This is a genomic window from Telluribacter humicola (genome assembly GCF_017355935.1).
In the GTDB taxonomy this organism is placed as follows: domain Bacteria; phylum Bacteroidota; class Bacteroidia; order Cytophagales; family Spirosomataceae; genus Telluribacter; species Telluribacter humicola.
Window position 1 is genome coordinate 588,251 of sequence record NZ_JAFIQT010000001.1, and the last position, 23,197, is coordinate 611,447.

Consider the following 23,197-nt stretch of genomic DNA (forward strand, 5'->3'; position numbering starts at 1 on the left):
GACTAACGTTAATTTTTAGATTTTATTGATCTTACAGATAGTCTTACTGCCGAAAATGCAGGAGCCGACCTATAAAAGATCGGCTCTTCTCCGCACATACCACCATAAGTATAGTCAATTGCTTTATTACTCTCCCTGTCCCAGTGAGTAGCCGGGCTGACCATCAAAGGTATAGAGGTTCTCTGTTTTGATAAAGTCAAACCCTTGCTCGTGCAGAAGGCTAAGCAGCTTAAGAGTAGCTTCTTTGGATACTTCTCCGCTGTTATCGCTCACAAAACGGCACCGCCAGTGGTCAGTACAGAATGTCTCAGGCATACCTTCAGGATATACCTTTACCCCCCGGTTGGTGATCATTTTGAGCCGGAGCGGAGAGTCAGATAAGGACGATAGTGCGTCACCCAGTTCGTTGGCAGTACCTTTTTTCCAATCCAGAAATACATCTACCCCTACCAGTTCTTTTTTCTGAGCTGGAGGTATGCCAGGCGTAATATGAATAGGACGAGGAGCCGAGGCATAGCTAACCGCTTTAAAGTGCTGTGGCTGCTGGCCTAGCCGCTCAATGACGGCATCCGCAAACTCTTTAGTACCTACCCGCTGCTTGCTCACCCCTTCCTGATAGATATCGCCGGTATGAATACCTTCCTCGATAGTACGAAGCCAGGCATTGTGTACTTTGGCAGCTACTTCGCCCTGCCCGATATGTACCAGCATCATAATGGCACCATTGATCAGTCCGGATGGATTGGCAATGCCCCGTCCGGCTATATCCGGGGCTGATCCGTGGATGGCCTCAAACATGGCACACTGATCGCCCACGTTAGCCGATCCACCCATACCCACCGAGCCCGCTATCTGAGCGGCTATATCTGATATGATATCACCATAGAGGTTCAGAGTAACGATTACCCCAAAACGTTCGGGCTCGTCGGCCAGTAGCGCCGACCCGATGTCTATGATCCAGTGTTCGCTCTGTATATCTGAGTACTCTTTGGCTATCTCATCAAAGACCTTCCGGAACAGTCCGTCGGTCATTTTCATGATATTGTCCTTGGTAAAGCAGGTAACCTTCTTGCGGTTGTAAGCCCGGGCGTATTCAAACGCATAGCGGATGATTTTTTCACATCCGGGACGGGAGATCAGCTTCAGACACTGGAATACCTGGTCGGTCTGGCGGTGCTCGATACCGGTATACAGGTCTTCTTCATTTTCCCTGATTATGACCAGATCCAGCGCCGGGTGCTTGGTATCTACGTAGGGATAATAGGCCTGGCAGGGACGTACATTGGCAAACAGGCCCAGTGAGGTACGGGCCGTTACATTAAGACTTTTAAAGCCACCACCCTGTGGAGTAGTGATGGGGGCCTTTAGGAATACCTGGGTCCGGCGCAGCGACTCCCAGTCGCTGGGTTGTATGCCAGTTTTGGTACCGCTTTTATATACTTTCTCACCAATTTCAATGACTTCGGGTTCTATCTGAGCACCGGCTGCGTCCAGAATACGTAGCGTAGCATCCATGATTTCGGGTCCGATGCCGTCGCCGTAAGCCACGGTGATAGGGGTTTTGGTGGTAGACATAAGTAGTTTTATAAGGTTTTAATGGGAGTGATGACTGTATGGAACACCGTCAAAAAGTACGGGGCTAATAGTATAACTACTAAAATAGCGTGAGCGTTATGAAAAAAACTAAAACTAACCATTTGTAAATCAGTAGTTGTTTTTATAATTTTGCAGTCCGATTTTTTTCGGAAAAACTATATAAATGATAAACGATTAGTTGATTAACTATTCAAAATCAAGCTATTAAATGCCTACTATTTCACAATTAGTCCGTAAAGGGAGAGAGAAAATGACATGGAAATCCAAGTCTCCGGCTTTGGATTCCTGCCCTCAGCGTCGTGGAGTATGTACTCGTGTGTACACCACAACGCCCAAGAAGCCAAACTCGGCTCTACGTAAAGTAGCCCGTGTGCGTCTTACTAACCAAAAAGAAGTAAACGCCTACATTCCGGGTGAAGGTCACAACCTACAGGAGCACTCTATCGTGCTGATCCGTGGAGGTCGTGTAAAAGATCTACCAGGGGTACGTTACCACATCGTACGTGGTGCGCTCGATACTGCCGGTGTAAATGGTCGTAAGCAGCGTCGTTCTAAGTACGGTGCTAAGCGTCCTAAGCCAGGTCAACCAGCAGCAGCGCCAACAAAAGGCGGTAAGAAGAAATAATCAAAAAGTAACTCTCTCTACTTTTTAGAAATTAACATTCTGATAAAAGGGAAGTAATGCCGAAGCTGAGTAGGCGTGAATGAGTTGCAAAACGAAACCTCGTGCAAACAATCTTATTACAATGAGAAAGGCAAAACCAAAGAAAAGATATATCCTTCCTGACCCTAAGTTCCGGGAAGTACAGGTTACTAAGTTTGTTAACAACCTGATGCTGCAGGGTAAGAAGAGCATCGCCTTCACTATTTTCTATGATGCTCTTGAGATCGTAGAAAAGAAGACCACTGAAAACGGTCTGGAGATTTGGCGTAAAGCGCTTAACAACGTGACTCCTTCTGTAGAGGTAAAGAGCCGTCGTGTAGGTGGTGCTACTTTCCAGGTACCTACTGAAGTGCGTCCTGAGCGTAAGCAGGCTCTTGGTATGAAGTGGTTGATCGGTTACGCTCGTAAGCGTGGTGAAAAAACCATGGTAGACCGTCTGGCTGCTGAGATCATCGCTGCTTCTAAGGGTGAAGGTGCCGCTGTAAAGAAGAAGGATGACACACACCGTATGGCTGAAGCTAATAAGGCGTTCTCGCACTTCCGCTTCTAATCAACGGTATTGTTGGCCTCTAAAGCAAGAGGGCCTGCACATTGTGCGGGCCCTCTTGCTTTAGAGGCCAATGTTCGTGGTAAGTGGTGAAAGCCCTTCGCTACACTTGTCTTTGATCGCAGGTAGATATTACCTATTAGAAAGAGAAATGAAACTCATCAGGTGCGAAGTGTGGTTATAGGATGCAAGTGTGGGATGTGATAACTACCACAAAATATTAAGAGGTAGGTAGTTGCATGTAGGAGAGGGAAAGTTAAGTTCTTTGTAAACGGGTGCTGCTTTATGGTCAGGCAAGCTCTTGCCGAGCATTAGCAGAATTGGATTATTCTCTGCTACAAAAAGGAAGCTCTTTAAAAATATCTACAAAAATTACTGGAGCTAAGTTGTTTTTACATAATTACTTCACTACTTTTGCGGTCTGTTTTTGAGTGGCATAAACCGCCAAATCAATTAGTGGCATCGCCCACATATCAGAATAGAAAATCAGCTTAAATATATAGTCACATTATCATGGCACGTGATTTAAAGTTCACAAGAAATATTGGAATTGCCGCACACATTGATGCCGGTAAGACAACAACAACCGAGCGTATCCTGTATTACGCAGGGGTAAGCCATAAAATCGGAGAAGTACACGATGGGGCTGCCACTATGGACTGGATGGAGCAGGAGCAGGAGCGTGGTATTACTATCACTTCGGCGGCTACTACTGTTAGCTGGCCTTACCGTGACAACACGTACCACATCAACATCATTGATACTCCGGGCCACGTGGACTTTACCGTAGAGGTAAACCGTTCGCTTCGCGTTCTGGATGGTCTTGTGTTCCTGTTTAGTGCAGTAGATGGTGTAGAGCCTCAGTCTGAGACTAACTGGCGTCTGGCCAACAACTATAACGTAGCTCGTATCGGTTTCGTTAACAAAATGGACCGTGCAGGTGCTGACTTCCTTAACGTGTGTAAGCAGGTGAAGGAAATGCTTGGTAGCTACGCAGTTCCCCTACAGTTGCCAATCGGCTCCGAAGAGAACTTCAAAGGAGTAGTTGATCTGGTTAACTTCCGTGGTATCCAGTGGAACGAAGAGGATAAGGGAATGACCTTTACTGAGGTACCTATTCCTGATGATATGATCGAAGAAGCTACTGAGTGGCGTGAGAAACTGCTCGAAGCGGTAGCCGAATTCGACGAGACCCTGATGGAGAAATATTTCGAAGATCCAGAGTCTATTTCAGAAGATGAGATACTGGCGGCTCTTCGTCAGGCTACCATCAGCATGAAGATTGTTCCTATGCTTTGTGGTTCTTCTTTCAAGAACAAAGGTGTTCAGACTATGCTGGACTATGTGATGGCCATTCTGCCTTCACCATTGGACAGAGACAACATCAAAGGAACTGATCCACGTACCGGAAACGAAGTAGTTCGTAAGCCTTCAGGAACTGAGCCTTTCGCTGCTCTTGCGTTTAAGATTGCTACTGACCCTTATGTAGGTCGTCTTTGCTTTATCCGTTCGTACTCAGGAGTACTTGAGTCAGGTTCTTATGTACTGAACAACCGTTCAGGCAACAAAGAGCGTATCTCTCGTATCTTCCAGATGCACGCTAACAAGCAGAATCAGATTGATCGTCTGGAAGCAGGTGATATCGGTGCGGTAGTAGGTTTCAAGGATATCAAGACTGGTGATACACTGTCTGATGAGAAGAATCCTATCGTACTCGAGTCAATGGTATTCCCTGAGCCTGTAATTGGTTACGCTATCGAGCCTAAGAAAACAGCTGATCAGGATAAATTTGGTAATGCTATCTCTAAGCTTATCGAAGAAGATCCAACGCTTCAGGTTAATACAGATGAAGAAACCGGCCAGACCATCATCCGTGGTATGGGTGAGCTTCACCTGGAAATCATCATCGACCGTATGCGTCGTGAATTTAAAGTAGAAGTAAATCAGGGTGCTCCTCAGGTGGCTTACAAAGAAGCTCTTACCAAGAACTTCGAGCACCGAGAAGTATATAAGAAGCAGACTGGTGGTCGTGGTAAGTTTGCCGATATCGTATTCGAAATCGGACCACGTGATGACCAGGAGGAAGATGGCAAGGAGAAGCAAGGCTTACAGTTCGACAATAAGATTGTAGGTGGTGTTATCCCTCGTGAATTTATTCCTTCTATCCAAAAAGGATTTGATGAGGCTATGAAGAATGGTCCTCTGGCAGGTTACCCAATCGACTCTATGAAGGTTCGTCTCTTCCACGGATCATTCCACGATGTTGACTCGGATGCCTTCTCTTTTGAAATGGCTGCCCGTATCGGTTTCAAAGAAGCTGCTCGTAACGCTGGTCCTAAACTGCTGGAACCTATCATGGCAGTAGACGTAGTTACACCAGAAGAGTATACCGGTCCTATCACAGGTGACCTTAACCGTCGTCGTGGTGTGATGAAAGGTATGGATACCAAAGCTGGCTCACAGGTAATCAAAGCAGATGTACCTCTGTCGGAACTGTTTGGTTATGTAACTGACCTGCGTACCATCACATCTGGACGTGCAACAGCTTCACTGACTTTTGCTCACTATGACTTTGTACCACAAAACATTGCCGAAGCAGTGATTGCCAAGGTAAAGGGTACAGCTAAAGCATAATTCAAAAAGATAAGAGTAGGTAGCCTATTGTTACCTACTCTTTATATAAACCTACTGCACTAACGGAGTAAATGGTTCTTTCGTTAGTGAAGGCAAGTCGAGTACAGGCCAACAGAGTGTCAAGAACCAGCAAAAACAAAAAGTAATGAATCAAAAAATTCGCATTAAGCTTAAATCTTTCGACCATAATCTGGTTGATAAGTCAGCCGAGAAAATCGTTAAGGCTGTAAAGGCTACAGGAGCTGTAGTTAGTGGTCCAATCCCTCTTCCAACTGAGAAGGAGATCTTCACTGTACTACGTTCACCCCACGTTAACAAGAAGTCACGGGAGCAGTTCCAGCTTTGTACGTACAAGCGTCTGGTTGATATCTTCTCAACTAGCGCCAAGACTGTAGATGCCCTGATGAAGCTTGAGCTTCCCAGTGGTGTTGATGTAGAGATCAAAGTATAATTACTCGGCGTTAGAGCCGACGACATATGGGTATTATCGGGTGAAGGTCCGGATTCCACTGGAAACCACATCTGAGTTCATTTCCGCTAAAAGCATCTGCCAGTCAGAAAATAGTAGCTTTTACGGTACAAAATGAGGTCAGGTGTATAATACGCCTGACCTTTTTTGCTGATACTCAAAATAATAAACGGAATGGGTTTGGATGCTAAATTGCAAATTTCTAACTTTGCACTCCGTTTTTAAAAATAGGTTAATTCCTGCTATTCTAAAACACAATAAAATGTCTGGTTTAATAGGTAAAAAAATCGGAATGACCAGTTTGTACAATGCTGACGGGCAGGCTCTGGCATGTACTGTTATTCAAGCTGGTCCTTGTGTAGTAACACAAGTAAGATCCGAAGAAAAAGATGGCTATTCTGCGCTGCAGCTAGGCTTTGGTGAGAAGAAAGAAAAGAACACCACCAAACCCATGCTCGGTCACTTCAAGAAGGCTAACACAACTCCCAAGCAAAAGCTGGTTGAGTTCAAGTATTTTGAGGAAGAGCACGAACTGGGCAAAGCCTTAACTATACAGGACATTTTCATCGAAGGTGAATTTGTTGATGTAGTAGGTACTGCTAAGGGACGCGGATTTCAAGGCGTTGTAAAGCGTCATGGATTTGCGGGAGTAGGTGGCCAGACTCACGGTCAGCACAACCGTGCACGTCACCCAGGTTCAATTGGTGCTTGTTCGTTCCCATCACGAGTATTCAAAGGCATTCGTATGGCCGGTCGTATGGGTAACAATCGTGTAAAGATTCAGAACCTGCGTATTCTGAAACTTATTCCGGAGCAAAACCTCCTAGTAGTAAGCGGCTCCGTGCCAGGTTCAAAGAATTCATTTGTAATCATTGAGAAATAATACTGATGGAACTGTCTGTATTAAATATAAAAGGAGAGGATAGCGGTAAAAAAGTGACGTTGTCGGAGGATATCTTTGGTATCGAGCCCAACGAGCATGCTATCTACCTAGATGTAAAGCAGTATCTGGCTAACCAGCGTCAGGGTACTCATAAAGCCAAAGAGCGTGCTGAAGTAAGCTACTCCACACGTAAAATCAAACGTCAGAAAGGTACGGGTGGAGCTCGTGCCGGTAGCATAAAGTCACCCGTGTTCGTTGGTGGTGGTCGTATATTCGGTCCCCGTCCTCGTGACTACGGTTTCAAAGTGAATAAGAAAGTAAAGACACTAGCTCGTATTTCAGCTCTGGCTGCTAAGGCGAAAGGTGATTCTATCTCTGTAATTGAGGCTTTCTCATTTGATGCTCCCAAGACAAAGTCATTCCTGAATGTTTTGAACGCGTTGTCTCTGACAAACACCAAGACACTGTTGATTTTGCCTGATGTTGATAACAATGTGTATCTGTCTAGTCGTAACATTCCTAAGACGAAAGTTGCCACAGCTGATACGGTCAATACATATGACCTCATGAACGCTGAGCGCCTGATCATAAGCGAGCCAGCACTGTCTAAATTGGAAACCCTTTTGAACAAATAAGCAATGAGTGTACTGAAGCGTCCGATCATAACCGAGAAGGTAACCGCTCAGGGTGGTCAAGGAAAATACGCCTTCGAGGTAGCCAAAGATGCCAATAAGGTAGAAATCAAAAAGGCTATCGAGAAAATGTACGGGGTTTCCGTAGAGAGTGTACGCACGATGCGTTGCATTGGGAAAGCTAAATCTCGTATGTCGGGAGGAAAGTTTATCAGCGGAAAAACGTCAACCTTTAAGAAAGCTATCGTAACGGTAGCTGAAGGCGAGCTGATCGATATCTACGGCGAAGCCTAAAACTAAGTTGACTGATTCACAACATTGATGAGCAAGTAAAGCAATGGCAGTTAAAAAATTAAAACCAACAAGCCCAGGTCAGCGCTTCCGCGTAGCTCCTTCTTTCGAAGAGATCACTGCGGTAAAGCCTGAAAGGAGCCTTCTAGAGCCACTTAAGAAATCAGGTGGCCGTAATAACCAGGGCCGTCGTACCATGCGGTACATCGGTGGTGGACATAAGCAGAGGTATCGTGTTATTGATTTCAAAAGAAATCGTATGGATGCTCCTGCCACAGTAGCAACAATTGAATACGATCCTAACCGTTCAGCCCGTATTGCACTGGTGCAGTACGAAGATGGTGAGAAACGCTATATTATTGCTCCTAACGGTCTAAACGTAGGACAAGTAATCGTAGCTGGTAAAGCAGTAGCTCCCGAAGTAGGAAATGCTCTTCCACTAGCTTCCATGCCTATCGGTACAATTGTACATAATATTGAACTTACGCCTGGTAAAGGTGCTCAGTTTGCCCGTAGTGCAGGTACTTATGCACAGCTGGTAGCTCGCGAAGGAAAATATGCTGTATTGAAAATGCCTTCTGGCGAGATGCGCATGATCCTTTCGGCTTGTATGGCTACCGTTGGAACAGTTTCTAATGCTAACCATATGAACGTTAGCATTGGTAAAGCTGGTCGTAAGCGCTGGTTAGGACGTCGTCCTCGTGTAAGAGGTGTTGCTATGAACCCTGTCGATCACCCTATGGGTGGTGGTGAAGGACGTGCATCAGGTGGACACCCACGTTCTAGAAACGGTCTCTTGGCTAAGGGTAAGAAGACTCGTAACAAGAATAAGCACTCTGAGAAACTGATTATTAGCAGACGTAAAAAATAAAATAGGTAAATGGCACGCTCATTAAAAAAAGGTCCCTATATAGATTTTCGTCTGGAAAATAAGATTCAGACGATGAACGATTCGAACAAGAAGTCTGTAATCAAGACATGGTCTCGTCGTTCAATGATCTCCCCTGACTTTATTGGTCATACATTCGCCGTTCATAACGGCAATAAGTTCATCCCTGTTTATGTAACTGAAAACATGGTTGGGCATAAACTGGGTGAATTTGCACCTACGCGTAACTTCCGTGGTCACACGGCAAAAAAGGATAAAGGTAAGAGATAATTAATGTAGACCGTTGGCTTAGGGTCTTTTAGATACAGAGGCTGACGAATACCTGAAAAGAACATGGAAGCAAGAGCAATACTACGAAATGTACCTACCTCACCTCGTAAAATGAGATTGGTAGCTGACATGATTCGCGGTCAGAAGGTCAGCAAAGCTCTGGCCATCTTAAAGTTTCAGCCCCAGGCTGCCTCCTCTACTCTGCACAAAGTACTACTCTCAGCAGTAGCTAACTGGCAGCAGGGCAATGAGGATGCCAAGATTGAGGATGCTGATCTGTACGTAAAAACTGTATTTGTAGATGGTGGACGTATGCTAAAGCGCCTACGCCCTGCCCCCCAGGGTAGAGCCCATCGTATCCGTAAGCGTTCTAATCATATCACAATCGTGATTGATGATGCATCTGCTTTTACGATTACTGCAGACAGTGAAGAAAATAATACCGAATCATAAGTAAACGATCTATATACGAATGGGACAGAAGGTTAACCCGGTAGGTCTAAGACTTGGCATTGTTAGAGGTTGGGAATCGAGCTGGTATGGTGGAAAAGATTTCTCTGACAAACTTGTTGAAGACGAAAAAATCCGCAAATACATCCAGGCTCGTATTCCGAAAGGAGCTATCTCACGGGTAGTTATCGAGCGTACCCTCAAGCGTATCACACTGACTATTCACACTGCCCGTCCGGGTATCGTGATCGGTAAAGGTGGTGCCGAAGTGGATAAAATCAAAGAAGAGCTTAAGAAGATCACTGGTAAAGATGTTCAGATCAACATTTATGAGATCAAACGTCCGGAGATCGATGCCAAACTGATCGGCGAAACTATCGCTCAGCAGCTGGAAGCTCGTATTTCTTACCGCCGTGCTATGAAGCAGTCTATCGCTTCAGCAATGCGTGTAGGAGCACAAGGAATTAAACTACGTCTTTCTGGTCGTTTGGGTGGTGCTGAAATGGCACGTACTGAAGAATACAAAGAAGGTCGTATTCCTCTGCACACTCTTCGTGCTGACATTGATTATGCTATCTCAGAAGCTCAGACTGTATACGGTAAAATCGGTATCAAGGTATGGGTATTCAAAGGAGAGCTATACGGCAAGCGTGATCTGACTCCAAGCGCAGCTGCACCAGCTAACAGTGAGCGTAGCGAACGTGGTGGCGAAAGAAGAGGCGGCCGTGGCGGCGACAACGAAAGAGGTGGTGATCGTGGTGGTGATCGTCGTAAGAGAAGCAGATCTAATAATAAGAAGAAGTAATCAGCAATGGATTTTCTGGCGCGTGAGCGTCGGTATAAATAAATAAAACCATGTTACAGCCGAAAAGAACCAAATTTCGCAAGCAGCAAAAGGGTAAAGGAGCGTCTCAGGGTATCGCATCACGCGGACACGAGATCACTTTTGGCTCCTTTGCTATCAAGGCGCTCGAACCGGGTTGGCTGACTGCCCGTCAGATTGAGGCAGCTCGTATTTCAGTAACCCGTGCTATGAAGCGGGAAGGACAGGTGTGGATTCGGGTATTCCCTGATAAGCCTATCACCAAAAAGCCTGCCGAAGTTCGTATGGGTAAAGGTAAAGGTGCACCCGAATATTGGGTAGCTGTGGTGAAGCCAGGTACTATCTTATTCGAAGCAACCGGCGTTAGCCTGGATACAGCCAATGAAGCACTTCGTCTGGCAGCTCAGAAACTGCCAATCAAGACAAAGTTCATTGTGCGCCGCGATTATCAGGAATAGGCCCAGTGCAACTGCGTATTCTGAACCATACATAATTGAATAAAGCAATGACTAATAAGGAAATACAAGCTCTTTCAGCTGATCAGTTGAAAGAGCAGATAGCCCAGGAAAAAGAGCGCTTGCTACGGTTGAAGTTCGCTCATGCGATTTCTCCGGTTGAGAATCCAATCCGGATTCGGTCTTCGCGTAAGCAGATTGCGAGGCTCATGACGGAGCTGTCGGCCAAGTCAAACCAACAGCAACAATAGTAAAGTAGCTAAGAAATCATGGAGGCATCAAACAGAAATTTGCGTAAAGAAAGAGTTGGCCGCGTTGTGAGCAACAAGATGGAGAAATCTTGTGTGATCACCGTAGAACGTAAGGTTAAGCACCCCATGTACGGTAAGTTTATGAGCAAGACTAGCAAACTTATGGTACATGATGAGAACAATCAGGCCGGTATCGGTGATACGATCCGTGTTATGGAAACCCGTCCGCTTAGCAAGAATAAGCGTTGGAGATTAATTGAAATCCTTGAAAGAGCGAAGTAATCATGGTACAGCAAGAATCTAGACTGTCCGTAGCTGACAATAGCGGCGCCAAAGAAGTACTCGTAATCCGAGTACTTGGTGGAACCGGCAAGCGTTATGCTTCGGTTGGCGATAAGATCGTCGTTACAGTAAAATCAGCACTTTCTTCCAGCAATATGAAGAAAGGTACAGTATCCAAAGCCGTAGTCGTACGCACTAAGAAAGAAGTACGTCGCAAGGATGGCACTTACATCCGCTTTGAGGATAATGCTGCCGTTCTTCTGAACAATAATGACGAACCTCGCGGTACCCGTATCTTTGGGCCGGTAGCTCGTGAATTGCGTGAGAAGCAGTTCATGAAGATCGTATCACTGGCACCTGAAGTACTTTAATACGCCAGTGAACCGTAGTTCTTTGAACCGATAAAGAATACAAAAATGGAAAAGAAGAATACCAAGAAGCCCAAGTTGCATATTCGTACGGGCGATACCGTGAAGGTAATTGCTGGAAACGAGAAAGGTAAAACGGGTCGTGTTACGTCTGTATTGGTTGAGAAGCAGCGTGCTCTGGTGGAAGGTGTCAATATGATCACTAAACACAAGAAGCCTAATGCTCAGAACCCACAGGGTAGCATCGAGAAGATCGAAGGCGCTATTCACATCAGTAATCTGATGGTAGTAGATTCGGCTACTGGCGAAGCAACTCGTACCGGCCGCAAGTTGAATGATAAAGGCAAACTCCAGCGCTTCTCTAAGAAGTCAGGAAACCTTATCTAGTAGAATAGCTGTTATAACAGCATTGATTTTTAACTATATAAAGTAAGGTGGGTCGGAAATCCACCCTAACTGAAAAGCTTCTAATGGCAACTCCAAGATTAAAAGAAAAATACCACGCCGAAGTGGTATCTCAACTGAGAGATAAATTTCAGTACAAGTCAGTAATGCAGGTACCCCGCCTGACTAAGATTGTTATCAATAAGGGTATTGGTGCGGCAGTTGCTGATAAGAAACTAGTCGATACAGGAGTAGAAGAATTGTCTTTGATCACAGGTCAGAAGGCAATTGCTACCATCTCTAAGAAGGCTGTATCTAACTTCAAACTTCGCGAGAACATGCCAATCGGCGCCAAAGTGACTCTTCGCGGAGATCGTATGTACGAATTCCTTGATCGCTTGACTGCTATTGCCATGCCTCGTGTGCGTGACTTCCGTGGAATTAGCGACAAAGGGTTTGATGGACGCGGTAACTACACATTTGGTGTAAAAGAGCAGATTATCTTCCCTGAGATCAGCATTGAGAAAGTCAATAAGATCTCTGGTATGGATATCACCTTTGTTACCTCTACTAATTCTGATGAAGAAAGCTACGAGCTGCTGAAAGCACTTGGTATGCCCTTCACCAATGCGAATAATAAGAATCAGTCGTAAGAAAAGATATTCACTGACAAATGGCAAAAGAATCAGTAAAAGCACGGGAAAGAAAAAGACAAAGACTAGTGGCTAAGTACGCTGACAAGCGTGCTAAATTGAAAGAAGCCGGAGACTGGGTTGGTCTTGATAAATTGCCCCGTAACTCTTCGCCGGTACGTTTACACAACCGCTGTAAGCTAACTGGCCGCCCCCGCGGATACATGCGCAGATTCGGTATCTCACGTGTTACCTTCCGCGAAATGGCTTCGGATGGTAAAATTCCGGGTGTAACTAAGGCAAGTTGGTAAGACCCTTTCAAATCTGATTTCAATTACTTAACTTTGCACGCCTTTTTGAGGGGTGCTTAAACAAGTCACTAAAATGGTAACGGATCCCATAGCAGACTATCTGACTAGAATCAGAAACGCCATAAAGGCGAAGCACCGGGTTGTAGAGATACCTGCTTCCAACATAAAGAAAGAAATTACAAAAGTACTGTTTGACAAAGGATATATCCAGAGTTATAAGTTTGATGAAGTTGGTCCTCAGGGCAGCATCAAAATAGCTCTTAAATATAATCCGGTCACCAAGCAGTCAGCTATAGTAAAGCTTCAGCGTGTGAGTAAGCCAGGTCTTCGTAAGTACTCTGGTGCAACCACTGTCCCTCGCGTATTGAGTGGCCTTGGTACAGTAATCCTTTCAACATCGAAAGGTGTAATGACTGATAAAGAGGCACGCTCACTCAACGTTGGTGGTGAGGTACTGTGCTTTGTATACTAAAATAATAAAGCCCTAAGGCAATGTCACGAATAGGAAAGAAAATCATAGAACTACCCGCAGGTGTATCAGTAGCAGTTGCTGATGACAATGTGGTGTCGGTGAAAGGCCCTAAAGGAACACTTACTCAGGCAGTAGATCCTGAGATGATGGTGGAAATCGAGGGTAATGTGGTAAAGGTATCACGTCCAACTGAGCAGAAGCGTCATAAAGCCCTGCACGGACTGTACCGTTCACTAATCAACAATATGGTGATTGGTGTAAGCACCGGATATAAGAGAGAGCTTGAGATCATTGGAGTAGGTTATAAGGCTAGTGTTGCTAACAATATCCTTGAACTTAACCTGGGTTACTCTCACAACATATTTATGGCTGTGCCTGATGAGATCAAAGTGGCAGCTGTTACCGAAAAAGGTCAGAACCCAAAAGTTATTCTAGAGGGTATTGATAAAGAATTGATTGGGGTAGTCGCTGCTAAAATAAAGTCACTTCGTAAAGTTGAGCCTTACAAGGGTAAAGGTATTCGTTTCACAGGTGAAGTGGTACGCCGCAAAGCTGGTAAGTCAGCATCTAAGAAATAAGGTCGGCTTACAGTATAAATTATTTTTAATACTATTAGATAGAATAATAAAATGGCGACTGCAAAAACAGACAGAAGACAACGCCTCAAATATCATATTCGCAAGAAAGTGCAGGGTACATCTGAGCGTCCACGCTTGACTGTATTCCGGTCTAACACTAACATCTATGCGCAGATCATTGATGATGAGCAAGGCGTAACTTTAGCAAGCGCTTCTTCGCTGGAACTAGGCGAGAAGAAATGGAATACGAACGTTGAAGCTGCGCAGGAAGTGGGTAAGAAGATTGCCGAAAAGGCACAGTCTGCAGGTGTAGCAGCGGTTGTATTTGACCGTAATGGTTACCTGTACCACGGAAAAGTTAAAGCATTGGCCGAAGGAGCCCGTGAGGGTGGTCTCAAATTCTAAGATAGAAGAAAGATGTCTAATCATACAAGACCTGCGAAGGTTAACGAATCAGAACTGAAAGAGCGTGTGGTTGCTATTAACCGCGTTGCCAAAGTAGTAAAAGGTGGCCGCCGTTTTAGTTTCTCTGCCATTGTAGTGGTAGGAGATGGAAAAGGTGTAGTAGGCTACGGACTTGGCAAAGCCAATGAAGTAACAGACGCTATCGCTAAGGGTATTGATGACGCTAAGAAAAACTTGGTACAAGTACCTTTGTTGAAAACAACCGTACCTCATGAGATGGAGGGTAAGTTCAGCGGTGGTTATGTACTGATCAAGCCAGCTGCGCCTGGTACAGGTGTAATCGCTGGTGGTGCTATGCGTGCCGTGTTAGAGGCTGCTGGTATACATGACGTATTAGCTAAATCAAAAGGCTCTTCTAACCCCCACAACGTGGTTAAGGCTACCGTAGATGCTCTTTTGAAGATGCGTGCACCTCATCAGATAGCATTCCAACGCGGTGTGAAGTTGGAGAAAGTGTTTAACGGGTAAAACCAGGTCAACAATAGGTTCGGCCTCTAATCACAAGAAACCATGTCAAAAGTACGTATAACCCAGATCAAGAGTACCATTGATCGTCCTGAAACACAGAAGCGGACTATTAAAGCACTTGGCTTGGGAAAGATCAACCGCTCGGTTGAAAAAGAAAATTCTGATGCCATTGCGGGTATGATCCGTAAGGTGAATCACTTGGTCAAAGTAGAAGAAATTTAAAAAGTATTACAACTATGAATCTTAGTTCATTAAAACCGGCAGCTGGTTCTGTTCGTGATAGAAAGCGGGTAGGTCGCGGAACGGGTTCTGGAAGAGGAGGTACCTCAACGCGTGGTCATAAAGGTGCTCAGTCGCGTTCAGGTTACAGCCAGAAGCGTGCTTTTGAAGGTGGTCAGATGCCCATCCAGCGCCGTCTTCCAAAGTTCGGTTTCAATAATATCAATCGTGTTGAGTACAAAGCAATAAACTTGGATGCTATTCAGGCCCTGGTTGAGAAAACAGGTGCTACTGTAGTAGATGTCGAGTTGTTGCGTAACAATGGTCTGATTAGCAAGAAAGACCTTGTTAAAGTTCTTAATCGCGGCGAAATCAGTGCAGCTGTAGAAGTACAGGCTCACGGATTTTCAGGTTCCGCTGTTAAGGCTATCGAAAAGGCTGGAGGAAAAGCAATAAAATTGTAATCCTGTTAGTAACTCACTAACTTTATAGTTTGATTAACTACAGGTAATACAAGCCTCGCAACATGAAACGATTTATCGATACGATTAAAAATATCTTTTCAATAGAGGAGTTGAGAACACGTATTCTCAACACTCTTTTGTTTATAACGATATTCCGTTTGGGGTCATTTGTCGTGCTTCCTGGTGTTGAACCGGATCGCATGAATTTTGCCTCTCAGGGACTATTGGGACTACTTGACACCTTCGTAGGAGGAGCGTTCAGTAAGGCATCCGTGTTTGCATTGGGTATCATGCCTTATATCTCTGCATCAATTGCTATACAGCTTTTGACCATGGCGCTTCCTTACTTCCAGAAGATGCAGAAAGAAGGAGAGTCCGGGCGTAAAAAACTAAATCAGATTACTCGTGTACTGACTATTGTTGTAACGCTTGCACAAGGACTTACCTATCTTAATACTACAGTACCTGACGAGGCTCTTCTTGTTTCAAGAGGTATATTTACAGTATCCTCTATCTTCGTCCTTATTGCCGGAACGATGTTTTGCGTATGGTTGGGTGAACGTATCACAGATAAAGGAGTAGGTAACGGTATTTCGATGCTAATCATGATCGGTATTGTATCCCGTTTTCCTGGTGCTATCATTCAAGAGTTCTCATCAAGAGGAAGTGGCCAGATCCTGATATTCGTATTAGAGATAGTAGCTCTTTATTTTGTTATCATGGGGGCCGTAATGCTTACACAAGCAGTACGCCGGGTACCTATTCAGTACGCTAAACAAGTCGTAGGTAATCGTGTCATGGGCGGTCAACGCCAGTACTTGCCATTGAAGGTGAATGCTGCCGGTGTGATGCCGATCATCTTTGCTCAGGCTTTGATGTTCATCCCATCACTGATAGCTAGCCTTTTTGCTGAGCAGAGCGACTTTGCCAGTAACGTAGCTACCATTTTTGCTAATTACACAACTTGGCAGTATAACCTGTTGTTTGCTTCTCTGATTATTATTTTCACATTCTTCTATACCGCTATCTCAGTGAATCCACAACAGATAGCAGATGATATGAAGCGTGGGGGGGGATTTATTCCAGGTGTTAAGCCCGGACAGCAGACCTCAGACTATATTAGTTCGATTCTGGATCGTATAACATTCCCGGGCGCTATTATGCTGGCGGTGGTATCTATACTACCTGCAGTTGCAAGCCTACTAGGTATGACCACGGAGTTTGCACAATTCTTTGGCGGTACTTCTCTGCTCATTATGGTGGGTGTTGTACTGGATACTCTTCAGCAGATTGAAAGTTACTTATTAATGCGCCGTTACGAAGGCTTGATGAAGTCAGGTCGGGTGAAAGGCAGAACTGAAAGTGTAGCAGTATAATAGAGATGGTCTACCTGAAAACTGATCAGGAAATAGATTTAATAAAGAAGAGCGCCCAGGTGCTGGGGAAAACCCACGCCGAAGTTGCAAAATGGATTAAGCCAGGTGTTACTACCAGACAGCTTGATAAAGTTGCAGAAGAGTTTATCCGAAATAATGCAGGTATTCCTTCCTTCAAAGGATACAATAAGTTTCCAGCCTCCTTGTGTATATCTGTTAATGAAACAGTAGTTCATGGAATTCCTGGGGCGTACGAGCTGCGAGATGGTGATATAGTATCCATCGACTGCGGCGTAAAGCTAAATGGCTTTCATAGTGACAGTGCCTATACATACCCGGTGGGAGAAATCTCACAGGAGATTATGGATCTGTTGATAAGAACTAAGAAGTCATTGTACCTTGGAATTGAAAAGGCTATCGATGGATTACGCATAGGTGATGTAGGCTTTGCCATTCAAAACTATGTTGAAGGACATGGATACTCAGTAGTAAGGGAGCTGGTAGGGCATGGTGTAGGTAAAAATCTGCATGAAAGTCCCGAAGTACCTAACTATGGTAAGCAAGGTAAGGGAACAAAATTAAAGGAAGGAATGGTTATAGCCATTGAGCCTATGATCAACCTGGGTCACAAAGCAGTTGTACAGGAGCGGGATGGCTGGACCATCCGTACTTCTGACCGAAAGCCTTCGGCCCATTTTGAACATACGGTAGCTGTACGGAAAGGTAAGGCAGAAATTCTGACTACGTTTGAATACATAGAAGAAGTTACCGCTAATACCAGTTTAATGGTAAACGCATAAGATCGATAGATTCATAAACACGAATGGCAAAACAAGCATCCATAGAGCAAGACGGAGTTATAGTAGAAGCATTGTCTAACGCAATGTTTCGTGTACAGTTAGAGAATAAACATGAAGTAATAGCGCATATCTCAGGAAAGATGAGAATGCACTATATCAAGATTCTGCCTGGTGATCGCGTGAAGCTGGAGATGTCTCCTTATGATCTGTCCAAAGCACGTATAGTATATCGCTACAAGTAGGTTTGTCTGCGAGAAATCGCACAACGTTTTACTCGATAATTATATATATACAATGAAAGTTAAAGCATCTGTAAAAAAGCGCAGCGCAGACTGCAAAGTGATCCGCCGTAAAGGTAAGGTCTATGTAATTAACAAAAAGAATCCTCGGTACAAACAAAGACAAGGATAATTTATTATGGCACGTATTGCAGGAGTTGATATTCCCGACAGGAAAAGGGGTGAAATAGCCCTCACGTACATTTATGGCATTGGCCGTAGCGCTGCTCGTAGAATCTTGGATAAGGCTGGCATTGACGCTGATAAAAAAGTGTTGGATTGGTCAGATGATGAGTCAGGAGCAGTTCGTTCAATCATCGCTACTGAATTTAAAGTAGAGGGTGCATTGAAGTCAGAAGTTCAGTTGAGCATTAAGCGCTTAATGGATATTGCTTCTTATCGTGGACTTCGTCACCGGAAAGGTCTTCCGTTGCGCGGACAGAGAACTAAGAACAACTCACGTACTCGTAAGGGTAAGCGTAAGACTGTTGCGAACAAGAAGAAGGCTACGAAATAATAACTAAGATGCGGATCGTGTCCGCATCTTGATCTAGAGCAATAGCAAAATGGCACAGAATAATAAAAGAAAAGACAAAGCTAAAAAAAGAGTAGTGGTGGTTGAGCCAACCGGCCAGGTCCACATCAAAGCTACTTTTAACAACATCATCATCTCTATTACAAACAGCAACGGTCAGGTTATATCCTGGGCATCTGCGGGTAAAATGGGCTTCCGTGGCTCTAAGAAAAATACTCCTTATGCTGCACAAACTGCTGCTCAGAACTGCGCTCAGGTTGCTTTCGACCTTGGTATGCGTAAGGCTGAAGTGTTTGTAAAAGGTCCGGGTTCAGGACGTGAGTCAGCGATTCGTACAATCCAGAATACAGGTATCGAGGTAACATCTATCAGAGATATTACTCCACTACCTCACAATGGATGTCGTCCTCCCAAGCGTAGAAGAGTTTAATTTTAATCTTTTAGTTGATGTTCAATTCGTAATTTGGGAACTGGGGTTATGGAATTGGCAGCGACAGTACAATCAAATAAATAATAATGGCACGTTATACAGGTCCCAAGGCAAAAATCTCAAGACGCTACGGTGAGCCCATCATGGGGCCCAGCAAGGCACTTTCAAAAAAGAATTACCCTCCAGGCATGCATGGGCGCGGACGCCGTTCTAAGAAGTCCGAATATGCATTGCAATTGATGGAGAAGCAAAAAGTGAAATACATTTACGGAATTCTGGAAAGACAATTCCGTAACTTGTTCCAGCGCGCTACTGTAAAGGAAGGCATTACCGGTGAAAACTTGCTGAAGTACTGCGAAGCCCGCCTTGACAATACAGTATACCGCCTGGGTATAGCTCCTACTCGTCGTGCGGCTCGTCAGCTAGTTACCCATAAGCACGTTATGGTAGATGGCGAGATTGTAAACATCCCTTCATATTCCCTACGTCCTGGTCAGACTATATCAGTACGTGAGAAGTCTAAGTCTCTGGAAGCTGTGACTGATAGCCTTGCTGGTCATACTTCAAAAAGATACACTTGGCTGGAGTGGGATGGATCGCAAATGACAGGTAAGTTTGTAACTTATCCTGAGCGCGACCAGATCCCTGAGAACATCAGCGAGCAGCTCATCGTCGAGTTGTACTCGAAGTAATAATAACCTTCATCTACATACGCCCCGGCTTGTCCGGGGCATCCTTATACCCATACTTTGGGGAAACGTTTGCGATCGCAAAGGTAACGATGGCCTGATCAACCATCATTTACTACAAATAAAGGAGCAAAGACTATGTCAATATTAGCTTTCCAAATGCCTGATAAAGTCGTGATGGAAAAAGCCGACGACTTTCACGGGTTGTTTGAGTTTAAGCCATTGGAGAAAGGCTATGGCGTGACCATTGGAAATGCGTTGCGTCGTATTCTACTTTCTTCACTGGAAGGATACGCCATTACGAGCGTGAAGTTCCCCGGTGTACTTCACGAGTTTTCAACCATTGAAGGTATCGTTGAGGATGTTACTGAAATCATCCTGAACCTGAAAATGGTACGATTCAAAAAAGTATCCGATTTAGTAGAAAACCGTATCGTAGTTAATCTGAAAAATGTTTCAGTTATAACTGCCGGCGATATAGGTAAATTTACCAGTTCATTCGAAGTACTTAACCCTGACCAAGTGATTTGTCACATTGATGATCAGAAAGAGTTCGAAATGGAACTGATTCTTGATAAAGGTAGAGGGTATGTACCTGCTGATGAGCCTCGCGCTACCGAACTTCCCTTCGGTCATATCGCTATGGACTCTATCTATACCCCAATCAAAAATGTAAAGTACAGCGTTGAAAATACGCGTGTAGAACAGCGTACTGACTACGAACGCTTGCTGATAGATATCCAGACAGACGGATCTATTCACCCTGAGGACGCTTTGAAAGGAGCGGCCAATATCCTGATTCAGCACTTCATGCTATTCTCAGATCAGACAATGACTTTTGAGAAGCAGAAGGCTGAGGAAGATAACCAGGTGGATGAAGAGATGCTACGTATGCGTAAGCTTCTCAAGACGTCTCTGTCGGAGCTTGACCTCTCGGTACGTGCTTACAACTGTCTTAAGTCAGCCGATGTGAAAACATTGGGCGATCTGGTGAAGCTGGAAATTTCTGATATGATGAAGTTCCGCAACTTTGGTAAGAAATCTCTTACGGAGCTGGAACAACTTGTATCAGAAAAAGGTCTTACCTTCGGCATGGATGTAGCAAAGTACCGTCTGGAGGAGGATTGATAAAATAAATTAGTTTAAAAGAGTTACCATTCTTGAGCGCGGTCAAACGCTGCTCGAATCGGACCGCCGAAGAGGCCAAACAAACAAAAAAATGAGACACGGAAAAAAAGACAACCATCTGGGGAGGACTGCATCGCACAAGCGTGCTATGATGGCAAACATGGCTTCTTCATTGATTTTGCACAAGCGCATCGAAACTACGCTTGCAAAAGCAAAAGAATTAAGAAAATATGTTGAGCCATTGCTGACTCGTTCAAAAGATGATTCAACGCACAACCGTCGGGTAGTATTCTCTTATCTGAACGATAAGGAGACTGTAAAGGAACTATTCAGTGTAGTTTCTGACAAGGTTGCCAACCGTCCAGGTGGTTATACCCGCATCATCAAATTGGGTACTCGTCAGGGTGATGCCGCAGAAATGTGTATGATGGAGCTGGTTGATTTCAACGAGACTCTTCTGCAGGCTGAAACTGAAAAAGCTACTAAGACACGTCGTAGTCGTCGTGGTGGTAAGAAAGCTGAGGGGAATGCACCCGTAGCTGAGGCGGCCCCTGCCGCTCCGGCCCCCGCTGCACCAGCAGCCGAGGAAGCAGCACCCGCTGATGATGTGAAACCGGTTTCTGATGAAACAGAAGAAACCGAAAAGTAAGAATGAACGATAAGTAGTTATAAGGGGTTAAACGTTTGACGTTTAACCCCTTTTTTTGGACATAATTCATTAATTTTGAGCCTGAATCAGAAGGCGGTTCATTACATTCCTTCTTTTAAACTTTAAAGCATAACATGAATCAAACAAAAGAAGCTCTGCTACTTCTCGAAGATGGAACGGCATATCGCGGTCTGGCTCTTGGTAAAAGAGGCACTACCGGAGGTGAAATTTGCTTTAACACAGGTATGACCGGTTACCAGGAGATTTACACGGATCCTTCCTACTACGGACAAATCATTGTAAACACTACTTCCCATATCGGAAACTATGGGGTGCAGCTGGAATCGGAGGAAGAGTCTGATAATATCAAGATTAGTGGGATGGTGTGTAATACCTTCTCAAACGTCTTCTCTCGACACACAGCAGACTTTTCTTTGCAGGAGTACTTTGAAAGAGCGAATGTGGTAGGTATCAGTAATGTGGATACGCGCCACCTGGTACGTCATGTTCGTGAAAAGGGTGTCATGAATGCTATTATTTCATCTGAAATACTGAATGAAAAAGAACTGATGGAAGAACTTCATAAGATACCTTCGATGGAAGGTCTTGAATTATCTTCCGAAATCAGTACATCTGAGCCCTATTATGTAGGAGAGGAAGCCGGAAGCCGCTGGCGTGTAGCTGTAATGGACTATGGAATCAAAAGGAGCATCCTGAAGAACCTGACGCAGCGTGGTTGCTACTGCAAGGTATTCCCGGCACAAACTCCTTTCTCAGAAGTGATGTCCTGGAATCCGGATGGGTTTTTCATTTCCAATGGCCCGGGTGATCCGGCTGCTATGGTGTATGCCGTAGATACAGTACGTCAAATGGTAGATACGCACAAGCCACTGTTTGGTATATGTCTGGGACATCAGTTGCTGGCGCAGGCAAGTGGAATCTCTACCTATAAGATGCACAACGGACACCGCGGACTAAACCACCCGGTTAAGAACCTGATCACGGGGCTGTGTGAGATTACTTCACAGAACCATGGATTTGCAGTAGATCCGGACGAGATCAAACAGCATCCCGATGTAGAGGTAACGCACATGAACCTGAATGACAATACCATTGAAGGTATTCGTCGGAAAGATCGGCCAGCTTTCTCGGTGCAATACCACCCGGAAGCAGCGCCTGGTCCTCACGACTCAAGATATCTGTTTGATGAATTTGCACGGTTGCTGACCGAGGCTGAATAAACATTTTGTTATCATAAATAAAAGAGACCTGGCCGAATTTTCGGCCAGGTCTCTTTCTATGTTACGATCAAAGGCTTAATAAAATCTGCCTGAGTTTAGTTTGTAAGAATATATATCATTATACACTTAATCAAATCCAATATTAATTGGTATCGTGTATTTCACTCTGACTGGCTTTCCGTTTTGCGTGCCCGGTTTCCAGTCGGGCATTTTTGCAAACAAGCTTTCTATCATTGCGGTAAGATCTGCTTTTGCCTGTGCCTTTAACGTTTCAACCGCTTTTTCACTGTAAAAGCTCATCTTTTCAAAGTTTAAAGAATCAGCCACTACCTTACCATTCTGGTCAATGATGAAGTTGATAGTGACTTTTCCATGATATAATGATTTGCTAACCGATTTAGGGTATTTGAGGTGCTTATTAAGGTACTTGAAAAATGCCTGAACACCACCAGGAAATTCAGGCTGTACTTCAATAACGGATGAGTCGGGAGCTGATAAAACCACTTGCGCGCTAAGCGAGTAACTATAAAGTAATAAACTCAGGCAGAACAGAAAGCAGACTTTGGACATAGAT

At 44.6% G+C, this 23,197-nt stretch carries 36 protein-coding genes; 34 read left to right on the forward strand and 2 right to left on the reverse strand.

Translation table 11 applies throughout. The annotated features are described in order from the left end of the window. Positions 1-126: 126 nt before the first annotated feature. The gene (locus JUB14_RS02665; protein WP_207504217.1) at positions 127-1,575 is read right to left on the reverse strand and encodes an NADP-dependent isocitrate dehydrogenase; all 1,449 of its coding nucleotides are present in this window, start codon (positions 1,573-1,575) and stop codon (positions 127-129) included. 229 nt (positions 1,576-1,804) lie between these two features. Here JUB14_RS02665 and rpsL point away from each other — a divergent pair, with 229 nt between their 5' ends. The 34 genes from rpsL (at position 1,805) to carA (ending at position 22,623) form a co-directional block, all read left to right on the forward strand. Further along, positions 1,805-2,221 (forward strand): 30S ribosomal protein S12, encoded by a 417-nt coding sequence (rpsL, locus tag JUB14_RS02670; RefSeq protein ID WP_207504218.1) that lies wholly within the window; start codon positions 1,805-1,807, stop codon positions 2,219-2,221. 121 nt (positions 2,222-2,342) lie between these two features. Then, positions 2,343-2,810, forward strand: coding sequence for a 30S ribosomal protein S7 (rpsG, locus tag JUB14_RS02675; RefSeq protein WP_207504219.1), 468 nt, complete (start codon positions 2,343-2,345; stop codon positions 2,808-2,810). A gap of 510 nt (positions 2,811-3,320) precedes the next feature. Further along, the gene (gene fusA / locus JUB14_RS02680; RefSeq protein ID WP_207504220.1) at positions 3,321-5,441 is read left to right on the forward strand and encodes an elongation factor G; all 2,121 of its coding nucleotides are present in this window, start codon (positions 3,321-3,323) and stop codon (positions 5,439-5,441) included. Between the two features lie 145 nt (positions 5,442-5,586). Next, complete coding sequence (gene rpsJ / locus JUB14_RS02685; protein WP_132113290.1) at positions 5,587-5,892, forward strand: 30S ribosomal protein S10; 306 nt, start codon at positions 5,587-5,589, stop codon at positions 5,890-5,892. A 280-nt stretch (positions 5,893-6,172) separates the two neighbouring features. After that, entirely contained in the window at positions 6,173-6,793 is a 621-nt protein-coding gene (gene rplC, locus JUB14_RS02690) for a 50S ribosomal protein L3 (protein WP_207504221.1), read from the forward strand. Positions 6,794-6,798: 5 nt separating this feature from the next. Further along, a complete protein-coding gene (gene rplD, locus JUB14_RS02695; protein WP_207504222.1) occupies positions 6,799-7,428 on the forward strand; it encodes a 50S ribosomal protein L4 in 630 nt (209 codons plus the stop codon). Between the two features lie 3 nt (positions 7,429-7,431). Beyond that, positions 7,432-7,719 carry a 50S ribosomal protein L23 gene (gene rplW / locus JUB14_RS02700; RefSeq protein WP_207504223.1) on the forward strand — a complete coding sequence of 96 codons (288 nt, stop codon included), beginning with the start codon at positions 7,432-7,434 and terminating at the stop codon, positions 7,717-7,719. 43 nt (positions 7,720-7,762) lie between these two features. Next, complete coding sequence (gene rplB, locus JUB14_RS02705) at positions 7,763-8,587, forward strand: 50S ribosomal protein L2 (RefSeq protein WP_207504224.1); 825 nt, start codon at positions 7,763-7,765, stop codon at positions 8,585-8,587. Between the two features lie 9 nt (positions 8,588-8,596). Continuing rightward, a complete protein-coding gene (gene rpsS, locus JUB14_RS02710) occupies positions 8,597-8,875 on the forward strand; it encodes a 30S ribosomal protein S19 (RefSeq protein ID WP_207504225.1) in 279 nt (92 codons plus the stop codon). Positions 8,876-8,938: 63 nt separating this feature from the next. Next, positions 8,939-9,328, forward strand: a complete 390-nt coding sequence (gene rplV / locus JUB14_RS02715) for a 50S ribosomal protein L22 (protein ID WP_207504226.1) — start codon at positions 8,939-8,941, stop codon at positions 9,326-9,328. Between the two features lie 19 nt (positions 9,329-9,347). Beyond that, positions 9,348-10,130: a 30S ribosomal protein S3 gene (rpsC, locus tag JUB14_RS02720; protein WP_207504227.1), complete on the forward strand. Its 783-nt coding sequence runs from the start codon at positions 9,348-9,350 to the stop codon at positions 10,128-10,130. A gap of 50 nt (positions 10,131-10,180) precedes the next feature. Next, a complete protein-coding gene (gene rplP, locus JUB14_RS02725; protein ID WP_207504228.1) occupies positions 10,181-10,606 on the forward strand; it encodes a 50S ribosomal protein L16 in 426 nt (141 codons plus the stop codon). 47 nt (positions 10,607-10,653) lie between these two features. Further along, a complete protein-coding gene (gene rpmC, locus JUB14_RS02730) occupies positions 10,654-10,854 on the forward strand; it encodes a 50S ribosomal protein L29 (protein ID WP_207504229.1) in 201 nt (66 codons plus the stop codon). Positions 10,855-10,872: 18 nt separating this feature from the next. Continuing rightward, entirely contained in the window at positions 10,873-11,136 is a 264-nt protein-coding gene (rpsQ, locus tag JUB14_RS02735; RefSeq protein ID WP_207504230.1) for a 30S ribosomal protein S17, read from the forward strand. 2 nt (positions 11,137-11,138) lie between these two features. Continuing rightward, positions 11,139-11,507 carry a 50S ribosomal protein L14 gene (gene rplN / locus JUB14_RS02740; RefSeq protein WP_026631237.1) on the forward strand — a complete coding sequence of 123 codons (369 nt, stop codon included), beginning with the start codon at positions 11,139-11,141 and terminating at the stop codon, positions 11,505-11,507. Between the two features lie 45 nt (positions 11,508-11,552). Continuing rightward, a complete protein-coding gene (rplX, locus tag JUB14_RS02745) occupies positions 11,553-11,891 on the forward strand; it encodes a 50S ribosomal protein L24 (protein ID WP_207504231.1) in 339 nt (112 codons plus the stop codon). Between the two features lie 83 nt (positions 11,892-11,974). Then, entirely contained in the window at positions 11,975-12,541 is a 567-nt protein-coding gene (gene rplE, locus JUB14_RS02750; protein ID WP_207504232.1) for a 50S ribosomal protein L5, read from the forward strand. Between the two features lie 20 nt (positions 12,542-12,561). After that, entirely contained in the window at positions 12,562-12,831 is a 270-nt protein-coding gene (gene rpsN / locus JUB14_RS02755; protein ID WP_207504233.1) for a 30S ribosomal protein S14, read from the forward strand. Positions 12,832-12,904: 73 nt separating this feature from the next. Then, positions 12,905-13,303, forward strand: coding sequence for a 30S ribosomal protein S8 (gene rpsH / locus JUB14_RS02760; protein ID WP_207504234.1), 399 nt, complete (start codon positions 12,905-12,907; stop codon positions 13,301-13,303). Positions 13,304-13,323: 20 nt separating this feature from the next. Further along, complete coding sequence (gene rplF / locus JUB14_RS02765; RefSeq protein WP_207504235.1) at positions 13,324-13,881, forward strand: 50S ribosomal protein L6; 558 nt, start codon at positions 13,324-13,326, stop codon at positions 13,879-13,881. Positions 13,882-13,932: 51 nt separating this feature from the next. Continuing rightward, positions 13,933-14,286, forward strand: coding sequence for a 50S ribosomal protein L18 (gene rplR / locus JUB14_RS02770; protein ID WP_207504236.1), 354 nt, complete (start codon positions 13,933-13,935; stop codon positions 14,284-14,286). A 12-nt stretch (positions 14,287-14,298) separates the two neighbouring features. Then, positions 14,299-14,814 carry a 30S ribosomal protein S5 gene (gene rpsE / locus JUB14_RS02775; RefSeq protein WP_207504237.1) on the forward strand — a complete coding sequence of 172 codons (516 nt, stop codon included), beginning with the start codon at positions 14,299-14,301 and terminating at the stop codon, positions 14,812-14,814. A 42-nt stretch (positions 14,815-14,856) separates the two neighbouring features. Further along, entirely contained in the window at positions 14,857-15,036 is a 180-nt protein-coding gene (gene rpmD / locus JUB14_RS02780; RefSeq protein ID WP_207504238.1) for a 50S ribosomal protein L30, read from the forward strand. A gap of 14 nt (positions 15,037-15,050) precedes the next feature. Further along, positions 15,051-15,497 (forward strand): 50S ribosomal protein L15, encoded by a 447-nt coding sequence (rplO, locus tag JUB14_RS02785; RefSeq protein ID WP_207504239.1) that lies wholly within the window; start codon positions 15,051-15,053, stop codon positions 15,495-15,497. Positions 15,498-15,559: 62 nt separating this feature from the next. Beyond that, on the forward strand, positions 15,560-16,873 hold the full coding sequence (gene secY / locus JUB14_RS02790; protein WP_207504240.1) for a preprotein translocase subunit SecY: 1,314 nt from the start codon (positions 15,560-15,562) through the stop codon (positions 16,871-16,873). Positions 16,874-16,878: 5 nt separating this feature from the next. Continuing rightward, a complete protein-coding gene (gene map, locus JUB14_RS02795) occupies positions 16,879-17,673 on the forward strand; it encodes a type I methionyl aminopeptidase (protein ID WP_207504241.1) in 795 nt (264 codons plus the stop codon). Between the two features lie 23 nt (positions 17,674-17,696). Beyond that, positions 17,697-17,915: a translation initiation factor IF-1 gene (infA, locus tag JUB14_RS02800; protein WP_207504242.1), complete on the forward strand. Its 219-nt coding sequence runs from the start codon at positions 17,697-17,699 to the stop codon at positions 17,913-17,915. A 52-nt stretch (positions 17,916-17,967) separates the two neighbouring features. Next, positions 17,968-18,084 carry a type B 50S ribosomal protein L36 gene (ykgO, locus tag JUB14_RS02805; RefSeq protein ID WP_207504243.1) on the forward strand — a complete coding sequence of 39 codons (117 nt, stop codon included), beginning with the start codon at positions 17,968-17,970 and terminating at the stop codon, positions 18,082-18,084. A 6-nt stretch (positions 18,085-18,090) separates the two neighbouring features. Further along, on the forward strand, positions 18,091-18,468 hold the full coding sequence (rpsM, locus tag JUB14_RS02810; RefSeq protein ID WP_207504244.1) for a 30S ribosomal protein S13: 378 nt from the start codon (positions 18,091-18,093) through the stop codon (positions 18,466-18,468). Positions 18,469-18,517: 49 nt separating this feature from the next. Continuing rightward, entirely contained in the window at positions 18,518-18,916 is a 399-nt protein-coding gene (rpsK, locus tag JUB14_RS02815; protein WP_207504245.1) for a 30S ribosomal protein S11, read from the forward strand. 86 nt (positions 18,917-19,002) lie between these two features. Next, on the forward strand, positions 19,003-19,608 hold the full coding sequence (gene rpsD, locus JUB14_RS02820; RefSeq protein WP_207504246.1) for a 30S ribosomal protein S4: 606 nt from the start codon (positions 19,003-19,005) through the stop codon (positions 19,606-19,608). 135 nt (positions 19,609-19,743) lie between these two features. Then, positions 19,744-20,733, forward strand: coding sequence for a DNA-directed RNA polymerase subunit alpha (locus tag JUB14_RS02825; RefSeq protein ID WP_207504247.1), 990 nt, complete (start codon positions 19,744-19,746; stop codon positions 20,731-20,733). A gap of 91 nt (positions 20,734-20,824) precedes the next feature. Next, positions 20,825-21,382, forward strand: coding sequence for a 50S ribosomal protein L17 (rplQ, locus tag JUB14_RS02830; protein WP_207504248.1), 558 nt, complete (start codon positions 20,825-20,827; stop codon positions 21,380-21,382). A gap of 134 nt (positions 21,383-21,516) precedes the next feature. Continuing rightward, positions 21,517-22,623, forward strand: a complete 1,107-nt coding sequence (carA, locus tag JUB14_RS02835; RefSeq protein ID WP_207504249.1) for a glutamine-hydrolyzing carbamoyl-phosphate synthase small subunit — start codon at positions 21,517-21,519, stop codon at positions 22,621-22,623. A gap of 126 nt (positions 22,624-22,749) precedes the next feature. Here carA and JUB14_RS02840 read toward each other — a convergent pair whose 3' ends face one another. After that, positions 22,750-23,193 (reverse strand): energy transducer TonB, encoded by a 444-nt coding sequence (locus JUB14_RS02840; protein ID WP_207504250.1) that lies wholly within the window; start codon positions 23,191-23,193, stop codon positions 22,750-22,752. Positions 23,194-23,197: the final 4 nt, after the last annotated feature.